Raw genomic sequence first — 14974 nt, forward strand, 5'->3', positions numbered from 1 at the left:
AAAGCCGCTAAGTCGCAATGGGAAAATTAAAAAAGAAAACTTTTGCTACTCTGCGAGAAACTCAATTCACAACATAAATCTGTGTGCTATGAAACTTAAAATAGCTCTTTTATTATTTGTCTTTGTTTCTGGGAATTTGTTTTCCCAAAATAAATACCGACTTAAAAACTTTTCTACTACAGACGGACTTTCGCAGAGTTCTGTTATTGCCATCCATCAGGATAAATTTGGGCAGATGTGGTTTGGAACCCGCGATGGTCTAAATAAATACGATGGCAGCCGATTTACTATTTTTAGGAATGAAGCTTCTAATAAATATTCAATCAGCAACAATGATATTTTAGCCATTGAAGAAGACAACTCAGGAAAAATCTGGGTAGGAACTTACAATGGGCTAAACTGTTACGATCCTGTTTCAAATCGTTTTACAAGATATCTTCATACTAAAACCAATCATACAATAAGCAATAATGCTGTTTGGAGTATTAAGGAAATTGGCGGCGAAATGTGGTTTGGAACTTCAAAAGGACTAACGATTTACAACAAAAAATCGGGATTGTTTACTTCAGTTTTTCATTCAGATGATGATGCTTCTACTCTTCCAAGCAATAATATTCTGAGCATTATAAAAACAAAAAATGGAGCTGTCTGGATTGGAACAACAAAAGGATTGTGCCAGTTAACTAGTCGAAAAAACGGAAAATTAAGTTTTAAAAATTATCCGTTAAATGCGTCTGATTTATTAAACGTACAATCGGTAATCGAAGAAAAAGACGGCTGTTTATGGGTTGGAACAAAAAACAAAGGACTTTTAAAATTTGATCAAAAACAAAAATCTTTTGTTTCTTTTTTATCAGCCGAAAAATACCGCGAAATAAATACTGATATCCGCTCATTAGTAATTGACAACCAAGGTTCTTTGTGGATTGGAGCTTACGACGGAATTTATATTTTGGGACAAGATAAAAGTCTGCAGAAAATTAACAATACCAATAACAACAACGGAATCGACAAAGTAAAGTCGGTTTTTATGGATAAAAAAGGGTCGATCTGGATTGGCTGTTATTACAAAGGCGTAAACCTTTGGGATATTTCAAACGTAAATTTCTCTAACTACAATCAAAACTCGAAAAAGATTCCGATGAGTTTTGATGTTGTGAGTTCTATTATTTCAGATAAAAACCAGAATATTTATTTTGGAACTGAAGGCGGCGGAATTACGATTTTCAATAAAAATACCGAAGCTGTAAGCTACATCAACAGCAAAACCGGACAAACCAATAAAAATGATATCAAAGCAATGTGTCTTTCTGACGATTATATTTTATGGTTTGGAACTTTTTCAAAAGGATTATCAGCTTACAATACGGTTTCGAAACGAATTGAAGACAACAGAATTACTCCTGACTTAACCGAATTTTTAAAGGAAAGCGGTGTTTATTCGCTTAAATCAGAAAATAAAATTTTATGGATTGGAACTTTTGGAAAAGGCTTAATTCGTTACGATACCGAGAACAAAACATTTGAGATTATTGGCAATGACAACACTAAACCCGTTTTCCTGACCAATAATATGGTTCGCAGTATTTTAATCGATAAACAAAATTCAATCTGGCTGGGAACACAAAATGGTTTGAATCGTATTTCACTTCGAAATTTCAATCCTAAAAAATATACGATACAGCATTTCTTTTACAACCATTCTTCTTTGTCCGGTGATGATATTCTGACTTTGTTTGAGGATTCTCAAAATAAAATCTGGGTTGGAACAAAAGCAAAAGGTTTGTATTATTTTGATGGGAAAAAATTCAGCCAAATCAATCTTAGAATCGGAAATACCATCATTACTTCTATCCACTCTATTTTAGAAGATGACGAGAAAAACCTTTGGATCAGTACAAATCAGGGAATTATTAAATACAGCACAATTAAAAAGACGGTTGTAATTTATGACCAAAAAGACGGTTTGGCAAGTAATGAATTTAATGATAATTCGGCTTTAAAATTAGGATCAAATCAATTTTATTTTGGGAGTCCTTCGGGCGCAACGTTTTTTGATGCAACCAAAATTTCCTTGAACAATTATGCGCCTCAGGTTTTAATTACTAATTTAAAAATTAAAAATGAAACCGTAAATGCGCATGATAAAGACGGTATTTTAGAGCAGAGCATTGGTTTTACCAACACCATTACTCTCGATTATGACAAAGCGAATTTCTCGATTAGTTTTGCGATTCCAAATTACATTCGATCAAAAAACAACCAATACAGTTATCGTTTAACTGGTTTAGAAAATAACTGGACGACAACTAAAAACAGCGAAGCCAATTTTGCAATTCAAAATCCTGGAACTTATACATTTGAAGTCCGCGGCGCAAATAATGACGGAGTATGGAATCAGACTCCAACCACTTTAACGGTAATTGTAAATCCGGCTCCGTGGCGCAGTATCTGGGCATTTTTATTATACGGAATCGTGATTGGTTTGGGCTTATACGGTTTAATCTGGATTATGAAATCGAAAGCCAGACTGAAACAAAAACTTGAACTGGAATATCTGGAAACGCAGCGAATTGAAGAAAACAACAAATTAAAACTGGATTTCTTTACTAATATTTCACATGAATTCAGAACGCCTTTAACTCTTATTTTAGGTCCGTTACAGCAAATTCTGGCCGATTATAACGGAACCAATGAAATGTATAAAAAACTTCTGGTTATTGAAGGAAGCGCGAATCATCTTTTGAGTCTGATTAACCGTTTAATGGATTTTAGAAAACTGGAAAATCATCAGGTTACGCTGGAATCTGCAAACGGAAATATTGTAAAATTTACCAAAGAAATCTTTTTGTCTTTTATTGAATATGCCAAAGACGGCGGTTACGATTACAGTTTTGAAACTGAGAACGAAGAAATTCTGGTTTATTTTGACCGTTACAAACTCGAGCGTGTGTTTTACAATTTGATATCAAATGCTTTTAGATATACTCCAAAAGGCGGCTCGATAAAAATTAAAATCAATCACGACCAGCAGAATCTGTTTATTGCTGTCGAAGATTCAGGAGTAGGAATCTCAGAAGAACATATCGATAAAATTTTTGATTTGTTTTTTGAAGTTCCAACCCATAATCAAGTTCAGAAAAACTATAATAAAGGCACCGGAATTGGGCTTTCGATTGTAAAAAACATTGTGGAACTGCATAAAGGGAAAATCGACGTTACAAACAAAACCACTGGAGGCGTTATTTTTAAAGTAACATTACCGCTTGGACGTGAACATCTCCTTGACAGCGAAATTATACCTGATTTTAAAATCAGTGATGATATTGAACAATATGCAGCTCAATTAGAACCTTCGGAAATTACTGAACATGAAGACATCGAAGATTTAATTGTAAACGAAGAAAAGCAGACTATTTTAATTGTTGAAGATCATAAGGTTTTGAGAAAGTTCATGAAAAATCTTCTCAAAAAAGATTATAACATTACTGAAGCAGAAAATGGTAAAATTGCTTTAGAAAAAGCTTTAAAGTTTGTTCCAAATTTAATTATCAGCGACGTTATTATGCCTGAAATGGTGGGAACTGAATTGTGTTCAAAAATCAAAGAGAACATCAAAACCAGTCATATTCCGGTAATTTTGCTGACTTCCAGATCTTCATTGGTTTATAAATTTGAAGGACTGGAAAGCGGTGCCGATGATTACATCAGTAAACCATTCAATTTAATGGAATTCAGGCTTCGCGTTAAAAACCTTCTGAATACGACTGAACGTTTAAAAATCAAGTTTTCAAGCGAGGATAGTTTTATTCCGTCAGAAATCACGGTTTCTTCTCTGGATGAAGAATTATTGAAAAAGGCATTTAAAATTGTGGAAGAAAACATTTCTAACGAACAATTTGATATTCCGTTTTTCTGTTCAGAACTGGGCGTAAGCCGAACGATGTTATTTCTAAAAATCAAAGCTTGGACGAATTGCACGCCAAATGAATTTATTCATGAAATCAGGTTAAAACGTGCGGCTCAATTATTAGAACAAAACAAATTAACCGTTTCAGAAATCAGTTATAAAGTCGGTTTCAACAATCCGAAATACTTTAGCAAATGCTTTCAGAAAAAGTATGGAGAAACTCCGTCACAATACTCCGACAAATTTTATAAATCTTCGGTCATAATTTAAAAAATCCACTGTTTTAAAGGGTTAAAAAAGGGTATCTGTATTATTGGATACCCTTTTTTGTATTTCTATATCGTTTTCGGCGTATACATTTGCGATATGAAAATCAAAAAAACAAACTTCTTATTACTGCAAATTTTGTTTGTCATTATCATAATCGGAATGAGTTTATTGCTTTTCTACTTTATCTAACATTAACCTTTAAAACCAAAAAATGAATGTGTACAGACCGAAAAATCAAATCGTTTAAATGGTGTTTACTGGTATCTTTTTTACTGGTAAATATTGTGATGCACGCACAGGAACGAAAAGTGACTGGAAAAATCACTTCGAGCGAAGATTTGCTTGGACTTCCTGGTGCTAATGTCTATATTAAAAATTCGTCTGTTGGAGCAACAGCCGATATGGATGGAAATTACACTGTAATTGTAGGAGAAAAAAATGCTGTTTTAGTTTTCAATTTTGTCGGGTTTCAAACTGTAGAAATTCCGGTTGGAGCCAAAAGTATTATCAATGTAAGTTTAAAACCAGATACAAAAGCACTTGATGAAGTTATTGTAGTAGGTTATGGAACCCGTAAAAAAAGTGACATTACAGGATCTGTATCTTCTGTAACGGCAAAAGAACTGACTTCTTTTCCTGTTTTAAATGCAGAACAGGCTTTACAAGGCCGTGCAGCGGGTGTTTCTGTAATGACCAATAATGGTGGTGAACCGGGCGCTCCTGTAAAAATAAGGGTTCGCGGGGGAACTTCTATCAATGCAAGCGGTGATGCGCTTGTTGTGGTTGATGGTTTTGCAGGTGTTTCTATGCCGGCTCCGCAGGACATTGCTTCGATTGAAGTTTTAAAAGATGCTTCGGCGACTGCAATTTACGGTTCAAGAGGTTCAAACGGGGTTATTATGGTAACTACCAAAAAAGGAAAAGTTGGAAAACCAGTAATTGAATTCAGCAATTCTACTTCGGTACAATCTGTAAATAATAAACTGCATTTATTAAATGCCGATCAGTTTGCAGCTTACCGTAAAAGTTTTACAACGCATACACAAGGTCCGGCAAATACAGACTGGCAGGATGTAATTTATCGCGACGGAATGATTTCGAATACGCAGTTATCTTTTTCAGGCGGATCTGAAAATGTGAGATATTATGTGTCTGGAACTTATTTTAATCAAAACGGAGTTGTAATCAATTCTGGAATTGACAGATATACCATTGTAAGTAATCTTGAGGCCGATTTGTCTCCTAAATTAAAAGTGGGTTTAAATACTTTTACCAGCAAACAGAACAAAGAAGGAATCATCAGCCAGACAGGTGCCGGAGGAACAGGAGCTGCAGGTGTAATTGCAGCAGCGTATCGTTTTATGCCGGATAAAGGAATTTATAACGAAGACGGTACTTATACCACAACCGCTCCAATTGGAGATGATATTGACAATCCGTATGCAACAGCTATGGAAAATATTCTGGAAACTGTTTCTATTGTAAACCGAAATAATTTCTTTGCGCAGTATCAAATTACAAAAGACCTTGACTTTAAAACAACTTTAGGTTTAACTGATAATAATTCGCAGACCGGAAGATTTATTCCGTCTACTTTAATTGCCGGAAAAAATATCAAAGGAGAAGCTTCTGTAAACAATACCAGATTTTCTTCTTTCCTTACAGAAAATTATCTGACTTTCAAACGTGAAGTAATCTCAAAAGGTATGTTAACGGTTTTGGCTGGATATTCATATCAAAAAAACAAAAACGAAAACTCGTATGCCGCTTCCAGAGGATTTTTAACCAATACCAATTCGTATAGAAATCTGGGTGCCGGAACTGTTTTCTTAAAACCGGAATCAGGTTTATCTGAAACAGAATTAATTTCTGCTTTTGGAAGGTTAAACTTTGATTACGACGATAAATATCTGTTTACGTTTACTGCCAGACGAGATGGTTCTTCAAGCTTTAGCCAAAACTACAAATACGGAACTTTCCCTTCTGGAGCTGTTGGATGGAATATTGGTAAAGAAAATTTCTTAAAAGACAGTAAAACGGTTTCAAACCTTAAGTTAAGAGCTAGTTACGGAGCAACAGGAAATCCTTCTATTGGCGCCTACTCTACTCTTTCCAGATTTTCTGAAATTTATTATGTAAGCGGTGACGTGATTACAAACGCTGTACAGTTAACTTCACTTGATAATCCAAACCTAAAATGGGAAACCTCGTATCAGCAGGATTATGGTATTGATTTAGGTTTATTTGATAACAGAATCAGCATTACTGCCGATTATTATAAAACGATTACTAAAGATTTATTGTTTAACAGACCACTTCCGGGAGTTTCAGGAATTGCTTCACAGCTTCAAAACGTGGGTGAATTAGAAAATAAAGGATGGGAATTGGGTATCACTTCAAGAAACTTTACTGGTCCTGATTTTACATGGTCGACAAACTTTAATATTTCTTCAAACAAAAACAAAGTATTAAAATTAGCAGATAACAAAGATCTTTTAATCAATTCTGCTCCGGGTCATTTCTTAGCAACTGAATCTCAGATTTTAAGAGTTGGACAGCCGGTTGGATCTTTCTTCGGATTTATTTATGATGGCGTAATACAGCAGGGAGAAACAGTATTGCCAGGAAACTTTGAAACTGCTCCGGGAGGTGAAAAATTCAGAGATGTAAACGGCGACGGAAAACTGGATTCTCAGGATAAAACGATTATCGGAAATCCAAATCCTGACTTCATCTTTGGTTTCAACAACGATTTTACCTATAAAAATCTGGATCTGAATATTTTCTTTCAGGGTTCACAAGGAAATCAAATCCTGAACTATACTTTAATGGAACTGGCTTCTGGAAACAATAATGCTACAACTGAAGTTTTAGACGCCTGGACGCCTACTAATACGGATACAAATGTTCCGGCAAATGCAGCAAGAACGAAAAGAATCACTTCAAGATTTGTTTATGATGGAAGTTACATCCGCTTGAAAAATGTTTCTTTAGGATATAGTTTAGATGAAAAAGTGGTTTCGAAATTAGGATTAAGCAAAGTTCGTTTCTACATCAGTGCGCAAAACCTTTGGACAATTACCAATTATCCGGGTTCAGATCCTGAAACGAACTACCTGAACGATACCAACTCAAGAAGTAATACCAATTTAGGATTGGATTATGGAGGATATCCAAACGTAAGAACGTTTACAGCAGGATTCAATTTAAAATTTTAATCTAATAACCTCTTTGGATTTAATGTTAAACACATAGTCCCGAAGCCTCGGGATAGATTTTATGTATTGAAATTAATTACATCCAACTAGTTCTAATAAAAATATTATGAAAAAATATATAGCTTTTCTTTGTTTCGGAACACTCGCTTTTTTCAGCTGTTCTGATCTGGAAGAAAAACCGGTAGGAATTATTCGTCCGGCGAACTTCTTTAACAATACAGACGATTTGCAAGCCGCTGTAAATGGTGCTTTTGCAAACATTGCCCATAATAATTACTGGGGAAGAGAATTTACAATTGCTTTAATGCTTCGCGATGACATGGCCGATATTGGCGACAGAACAACACAGGCTGCGCGTATCGATGTAAACGATATGTCTATGAACGATACCAACGCGCTTGTAGCAAACTTTTGGCCCCAATCGTATGTAATTATTACAGCAGCTAATCAGGCAATTGAAGGTGCTAAGAAAACACCGGGAGATCCTGCAAAAGTTAACGCAATTGTAGCTCAGGCTTATTTTGCAAGAGCATTTACCTATTATCATTTAGTACGTCTTTTTGGAGACATTCCCTACATTGATTTTGTTGTAAACGATGTTTCTCAGATCAACTCTATGAGCAAAACCAAAGAAGCAGATGTGTATCCAAAAATCATTGCCGATTTAGAGTTTGCAAAACAATGGCTTGAAGATAAACCAAAAGTAAAAGCTGTTCCGGGTAAAGGCACTGCGGCCGGATATTTAGCCTCTGTTTACCTGACTTTAGGAAATTTTCAGAAAGCATACGACGAAGCTAAATATGTAATTACAAACGAAACAAAATTTGGTTTAGGTTTAGATGCTGATTTTCAGGATTTATTTAACGCTACAAAAACGGCATCTTTAAAAGAACCGCTTTTTACAGTTGATTTTAACAACTTAACATCAGGAAATTACGGCCAGGATTATACCGCGTTTTTTACAGGATCTTTAAAAGATGACAGTTACAGCTACGGACAAGGATTCTCAGTCGCAGTTCCTTCCTTAAAAGTATTTAATACCTGGGATCAAAGAGATTACAGAAGAGCGGTAAGTTTTGATACCATTATTAGAAAGAAAACTGGTCCGGGCGGTGCTTTGCAGGTTTATCCTTCAAGCGACAACGAAAAAGCCCCGCGTCCGCATATTGCAAAATATTTCCGTTTTCCTGGAAAAGCCGGTGCTAACGGAAGAACTTCTCAGCACAACTACATTACAATGCGTTTTGCCGAAGTTTTATTAACAGCTGCCGAAGCATTAAACGAAATCACTCCGGGAACTACAGAGGCAGATGGTTATGTAAACCGTGTTCGTGCCAGAGCCAGAAACAAAGCAGGAAAACTGGTTTCTTTTCCGGCAAACGTAACTCCGGGACTTTCTCAGGCCGATTTTAGAAAAATGGTTATTGACGAAAGAAGATTAGAACTGGCATTTGAATATGTAAGATGGTATGATATTAAAAGGCTTAAAATTGGTTTAGAAGTTTTTGGCCCGTCTGGTTTAGAACCGCACGCTAATTTCGATCCAAACAAAGATTATTTATGGCCATTGCCAGGAACAGAATTGGCTATTAATCCGAATCTAAAACCAAACAACCCTGGTTATTAATTTAGCACAATTAGTATTGAACCCGGATGAAACGGATTTTTTAATCACGTTGCGTATAATTAGGTTTCACGCAGATTTAAAAAGATTTAAGCTGATTAAAATTGTTTTTTTTAATCCGCTTTATCTGCCAAAATCTTTTTAAATCTGCGTGAAATAAAAAAATCCATGCAAAATCAGCTCCTGATAACTATCAGGACTACGATAGAGAATCCGTACAATCCGCGTATAACATTTTAGTATAGAAACTAAAAATAAAGATTAATTAGTAATATGAATAAAGTTAGTTTCATTTTAATCCTTGGGTTTGCATCGCTTGCAACAGCATGCAAATCTGGGGTTAATCCTCAAACAAAAAGTACAACGGCGACAAATAATTTACTTGAAACGCGTTACAAAATGCTCCTCGATTACCCGGTCGATTCTATGTCGATGCCGAGAAGCATGAATATTAAAACCCTTGAGATTCGCAAAGTACCATCGAGAGACTGGACCAGCGGTTTTTTTGCCGGAAATCTTTGGCAGTTATACCGTCTTACAGGCGATTCTAAATACAAAGAAAAAGCTCAAAAATGGACTCCTTTCAGTAAAAAGGAAAGCGTTAATAGCAATTCGCATGACGTAGGTTTTAAAGTGTTTTGCAGTTTTGGAGAAGCGCTGAAAGTGGAAAACAAGAAAGACTATGAAGCCGTAATTGTTAAAGGCGCCGAAACTTTATGCACAAGGTTTAATCCAAAAGTGGGTTCGATTCGTTCTTGGGATTTCAACAAGGAAATCTGGGATTATCCGGTAATCATCGACAATATGATGAATCTGGAACTGCTTTTTGAAGCATCTAAAATATCAGGAAATCCAAAATACCGTGACGTTGCTATTAAACACGCTAACACAACATTGAAAAATCAGTTTAGAGAAGACAATTCATGTTACCACGTTATCGATTATAATCCGAATACTGGCGAAGTCAGAAAGAAAACCACACTTCAGGGTTATAACGACGATTCGGTTTGGGCACGCGGTCAGGCTTGGGCGGTTTACGGATTTACAATGTCATATCGATATACCAAAGATCCGGCCTATTTGAAACAAGCCGAAGGAACAGCAAAGTTTTTTATGACCAATAAAAACCTGCCGGAAGACGGAATTCCGTATTGGGATTTTAAAGATCCAGGTATTCCAAATGCGGCACGAGATGTTTCGGCTGCAATGGTTATGGCATCTGCTTTATATGAATTATATGGTTATACAAAAAATAACAGTTATTTGGCTTTCGCTGATAAGCTGATGGCTTCGGTACAAACCGACAAATATGTTTTAGATACTAAAATCAAAGCGCCGTTTTTATTTGATCACAGTACCGGAAACTGGCCGAAACATGACGAAATTGACGAACCAATAATCTACGCCGATTACTATTTTTTGGAAGCTTTATTAAGACGAAAGTAAGTTAAGGGACTGAGGTGCTAAGATACTGAGGGACTAAGGTTTCCAGCCTCAGCACCTCAGTATCTTAGAACCTCAGCATCTTAGAACCTCAGAACCTAAAAAAACTTATGAAGAACTCATTATATCAAAACAATACATTTTCAATTTTTGCGCTTTTTGTTTTTTTTCAGATTTGTCTGAGCAGCAGTTTTGCTCAGACAAAGATGAATATTAACGACAACTGGCTTTATTTAGAAAATCATACTCCAAACCTGACCGAAGCGCAAAAAGCTTCTAACTGGGTTTCTCTGAACTTACCGCATACCTGGAATGCCGAAGATGCAACCGATTTAGTTCCGGGCTACAGGCGCGATGCAAGCTGGTATCAAAAAAAATTAAATATCACACAGATCGACAAAAACAAGGTTTATTCCTTATACTTTGAAGGATCAAACGTAACGACCAAAGTTTATGTAAACGGTAAAGAAGCCGGATCACATATTGGCGGATATATTGGTTTTTCAATCGATATTACAAATTTGATTAAGGAAGGAAATAATGAGATTTTTGTTCGTGTGGACAATAGTTATGATATCGAAATTATCCCGTCTCAAAAAAGTGATTTCTTTATTTACGGCGGTATCACGCGCGATGTCTGGCTGGTTTCAAAATACAAAAATCATATCGAAAATATAAAAATCACTACTCCGGAAGTTTCTGCTAAAAAAGCTTCGGTACAAATTGTTTCTTCTTTTGTAAATCCAGATAATTCAAAGGATTTATCATTGACGGTTACTTTAAAAAATCCGAAAGGAAAAAAAGTAGCAAGTAAAACAATTCCGGTTACTGATAAAACTTCGACCATCACTTTTGAAAACATCAAAAACCCGGAACTTTGGGATACCGAAAAACCGAATTTATACAAACTAACCGCTGTTTTATCTGAAAAAAATCAAATTAAAGACAGCGTTGCCGAAAAAGTAGGTTTTAGATGGTTTGAATTTAAAGATCACGGCCCCTTTTTCCTTAACGGAAAACGTCTGCTTATTCGCGGTACACACCGTCATGAAGAACAAGCCGGAGTTGGCGCTGCCATGAGCAACGAACAGCATTGGGCAGATATGAAATCAATAAAAGAAATGGGTGCAAATTTTGTCCGTTTAGCCCATTATCCGCAAGATCCGGAAGTTTATAAAGCCTGCGACGAATTAGGTTTATTGGTTTGGGATGAACTTCCCTGGTGCCGAGGCGGCATTGGTAATGAGGTTTGGAAAACCAACACTAAAAATATGCTGGCCGAGATTATAGACCAAAATTACAATCATCCAAGTATTATTATCTGGTCTTTAGGAAACGAAATGAACTGGCTTCCTGATTTTCCTGATGGCGATAATCCAGAAAAAACAAATGTCTTTTTAACTGAATTAAATGACATCGCTCATAAACTCGATCCCACAAGAAAAACGGCTATTAGAAAATATTATGAAGGTTCTCATATTGTTGATGTTTTCTCGCCGTCAATCTGGTCAGGATGGTATTCTGGAAGTTACAAAAGTTATCAAAAAGCAATTAACGTTTATAAAAAAGAATACAAGCATTTTATTCATGCTGAATACGGCGGAGACAGCCATGTAGGCCGTCACAGTGAAAATCCGGTTACGGGTGAAAATGTTATAAAAGCTGAAGGCTGGGAAGAAGCGATAGTTCAGACGAAAGTTGCAAACATTGCTCAAATTGGCGATTGGAGCGAAAATTATATAGTCGATTTATTTGACTGGCATTTGCATATATCCGAGAATGACCCGGCGTTTGTGGGTAATGTACAATGGGCATTTAAGGATTTTGCAACGCCGTTACGTCCAGAAGATGATATTCCGTACATGAATCAAAAAGGACTTACTGATCGAAACGGAATTCCGAAAGATGCGTATTATGTTTTTAAAAGTTATTGGGCAAAAGAACCTTTTACTTATATTGAATCGCATACATGGACAGAACGTCAGGGACCTGAAAATACACCGAGAACGATCAGTGTTTTCAGTAACTGCGATAAGGTAACTTTATCTCATAACGGAAAATCATTAGGAGAAAAACAGCGAAATCTTTCTCTCTATCCGGCAAATGGCTTAACATGGGATGTCAATTTTACAAAAGGTGAAAATATTCTAATTGCTGTTGGAAAAACGAAAGAAGGAAAAACGGTTTCTGATACGCTGCAAGTTAATTATCGTTTCAATAAAAATGATACAGCAGTTTCATTACAATTATCATCAGAAAAGCTGAAAAATGGCAATTATCTCGTAACCGCAATTGCAGTTGACAATAATAATTTGCGTTGTCTGGATTATGAAGCGAGTGTTTATTTTCAATGTTTAAAGGGAGGAAAAACACTAAAAAATCAAGGAACACCAACCGGAAGCGAATCCATAAAAATGGCAAACGGAAAAGCTTCAATTGAAGTGATTCCTGATGGTTCTGGCAATCCTATTGAAATGACGGCATTGAACCAGAGCTTTAAAGGAGAATATTTGAAGATTCCAGTTAATTAACTTAACCGCAAAGAGCGCAAAGGAAAGTTCGCAAGGCACGCAAAGCTTTGCGAACTTTGCGTAAAACTTAGCGCCCTTTGCGGTTAAAATATATTTCAGAATAAAACAAAAATAATTTTACAAAATGAAAAAAATTCTAACAATATTATTCCTGACATCGTTCTCAATTGGACAATCGCAAGGTTTAATTTCTAATGTACCAAACCGAAACACAACTTCTTTAAACGGAGTCTGGAATTATATTATCGATCCGTATCAAACGGGTTTTTACAGCTTTCACTTAGATCAATACGATAAAAATGAAAAACCGGCAAAAGGAGCATTTTTCAGTAATTATCATGCCCAAAATAAACAGGAACTGGTAGAATATGATTTTGATAAATCGCCCACAATCAATATCCCAGGCGATTGGAATTCTCAGGTTGCTGAGCTGAAATATTATGAAGGAAATGTTTGGTTTAAAAAATCATTTGATTATAATTTAAAAGATAAAAAACGTCTGTTTTTATACTTAGGAGCCATTAATTATAAAGCTGATGTGTATTTAAACGGAAAAAAACTCGGCACACATGAAGGCGGTTTTACACCATTTAATTATGAAGTCACTTCGATTGTACAGCCAAAAGGCAATTATTTGGTAATAAAAGTGGATAATACACGCCATAAAGAAGATGTGCCGACTGTTAATACGGACTGGTGGAATTACGGCGGCATTACGCGCGATGTGACTTTAATTGAAGAAGAAGCTTCTTTTGTAGAAGATTATACTATTCAGCTGAAAAAAGGTAATAAATCGGTTATTTCCGGTTTTATCAAAATCAATAATTTTAATGCTTCACAAAATAACATTTCGATTTCTATTCCTGATTTAAAAATCAATTTTAAAGGAAAAGCGGATGCTCAGGGAATTTTAAACTTCGAAATTCCTGCAAAAAAAATCTCGTATTGGTCTCCTGAAAGTCCGAAATTATATGATGTAACGATTGACTTTAACGGACAAAAACTAAAAGATCAAATTGGTTTTAGAACTATCGAAACAAACGAAGATAAAATTCTGCTTAATGGAAAACCTGTTTTCTTAAGAGGAATTTCAATTCACGAAGAAAATGCTAAAGGCGGCCGCGCCAATTCTGCTGAAGATGCTTTGCGTTTATTAAACTGGGCAAAAGAAATGGGTTGCAATTATGTTCGTCTGGCGCATTATCCGCATAACGAAAACATCATTCGCGAAGCTGATAAAATGGGAATAATGGTTTGGGAAGAAATTCCGGTATACTGGACTGTAGAATTTACAAACAAAAACACGTATCAAAATGCCGAAGATCAATTAACGGCTTCTATTAAAAGAGATAAAAACAGAGCCAGTATTATTATTTGGTCAATGGCAAATGAAACACCAATTTCTGAAGCCAGAAATACTTTCATTAAAAATTTAGCATCACACACGAGATCATTAGACAATACGAGATTAATCAGCGCTGCTTTATTAACCAAAAAAGAAACTATTGATGATCCAATTGGTGAAGTTTTAGATGTTGTTGCTTTCAATCAATATTTAGGCTGGTACGGCGGTAATTTAGAAGATGCTGAGAAAATAACATGGAAATCGAAATACAATAAACCTATTGTTGTTTCTGAATTTGGCGGCGATGCAAAAGCTGGTTTTCATGGAGAAAAAAACGAGCGCTGGACAGAAGAATATCAGGAATACCTATATATTCAGAATTTAAAAATGATTGAAAAAATCCCGCATCTAAGCGGCACAAGTCCTTGGATTCTGGTTGATTTTAGATCTCCAAAAAGATTACTTCCGGGAATTCAGGACGGTTACAACCGTAAAGGTTTAATTTCAAATGACGGTGAAAAGAAAAAAGCTTTTTATATTATGCAGGATTGGTACTTGAAGAAGAGTAAAGAGTAAATAGTGAAGAGTAAATAGTGAAGAGGAAGGAGTTAAGAGGAAAGAGTGAAGAGTGAA

Annotated in this window: 6 protein-coding genes; all 6 read left to right on the forward strand. The window is 35.7% G+C overall.

Features of this window, described 5'->3' with window-relative positions; genetic code table 11:
• The first annotated feature begins 88 nt into the window (after window positions 1-88).
• The 6 genes from PQ462_RS14475 to PQ462_RS14500 all read left to right on the forward strand — a co-directional run bounded on the left by PQ462_RS14475 (window position 89) and on the right by PQ462_RS14500 (window position 14917).
• Window positions 89-4180 (forward strand): two-component regulator propeller domain-containing protein, encoded by a 4092-nt coding sequence (locus tag PQ462_RS14475; RefSeq protein WP_274250513.1) that lies wholly within the window; start codon window positions 89-91, stop codon window positions 4178-4180.
• Window positions 4181-4395: 215 nt separating this feature from the next.
• Window positions 4396-7398 carry a SusC/RagA family TonB-linked outer membrane protein gene (locus PQ462_RS14480; RefSeq protein WP_274250514.1) on the forward strand — a complete coding sequence of 1001 codons (3003 nt, stop codon included), beginning with the start codon at window positions 4396-4398 and terminating at the stop codon, window positions 7396-7398.
• 106 nt (window positions 7399-7504) lie between these two features.
• Window positions 7505-9025, forward strand: coding sequence for a RagB/SusD family nutrient uptake outer membrane protein (locus tag PQ462_RS14485; protein WP_012026169.1), 1521 nt, complete (start codon window positions 7505-7507; stop codon window positions 9023-9025).
• A 270-nt stretch (window positions 9026-9295) separates the two neighbouring features.
• Entirely contained in the window at window positions 9296-10468 is a 1173-nt protein-coding gene (locus PQ462_RS14490) for a glycoside hydrolase family 88 protein (RefSeq protein WP_274250515.1), read from the forward strand.
• A 107-nt stretch (window positions 10469-10575) separates the two neighbouring features.
• The gene (locus tag PQ462_RS14495; RefSeq protein ID WP_274250516.1) at window positions 10576-12996 is read left to right on the forward strand and encodes a glycoside hydrolase family 2 protein; all 2421 of its coding nucleotides are present in this window, start codon (window positions 10576-10578) and stop codon (window positions 12994-12996) included.
• A 124-nt stretch (window positions 12997-13120) separates the two neighbouring features.
• Window positions 13121-14917, forward strand: coding sequence for a glycoside hydrolase family 2 protein (locus PQ462_RS14500; RefSeq protein WP_274250517.1), 1797 nt, complete (start codon window positions 13121-13123; stop codon window positions 14915-14917).
• Window positions 14918-14974 lie beyond the last annotated feature (57 nt).

This window comes from Flavobacterium sp. KACC 22758, from assembly GCF_028736135.1.
Taxonomy (GTDB): Bacteria; Bacteroidota; Bacteroidia; order Flavobacteriales; family Flavobacteriaceae; genus Flavobacterium; species Flavobacterium johnsoniae.

Excerpts from the sequence above, each read along its gene's own strand:
- PQ462_RS14475 (WP_274250513.1), top strand. The coding sequence starts at position 89 with ATGAAACTTAAAATAGCTCTTTTATTATTTGTCTTTGTTTCTGGGAAT.
- PQ462_RS14480 (WP_274250514.1), top strand. The coding sequence starts at position 4,396 with ATGTGTACAGACCGAAAAATCAAATCGTTTAAATGGTGTTTACTGGTA.
- PQ462_RS14485 (WP_012026169.1), top strand. The coding sequence starts at position 7,505 with ATGAAAAAATATATAGCTTTTCTTTGTTTCGGAACACTCGCTTTTTTC.
- PQ462_RS14490 (WP_274250515.1), top strand. The coding sequence starts at position 9,296 with ATGAATAAAGTTAGTTTCATTTTAATCCTTGGGTTTGCATCGCTTGCA.
- PQ462_RS14495 (WP_274250516.1), top strand. The coding sequence starts at position 10,576 with ATGAAGAACTCATTATATCAAAACAATACATTTTCAATTTTTGCGCTT.
- PQ462_RS14500 (WP_274250517.1), top strand. The coding sequence starts at position 13,121 with ATGAAAAAAATTCTAACAATATTATTCCTGACATCGTTCTCAATTGGA.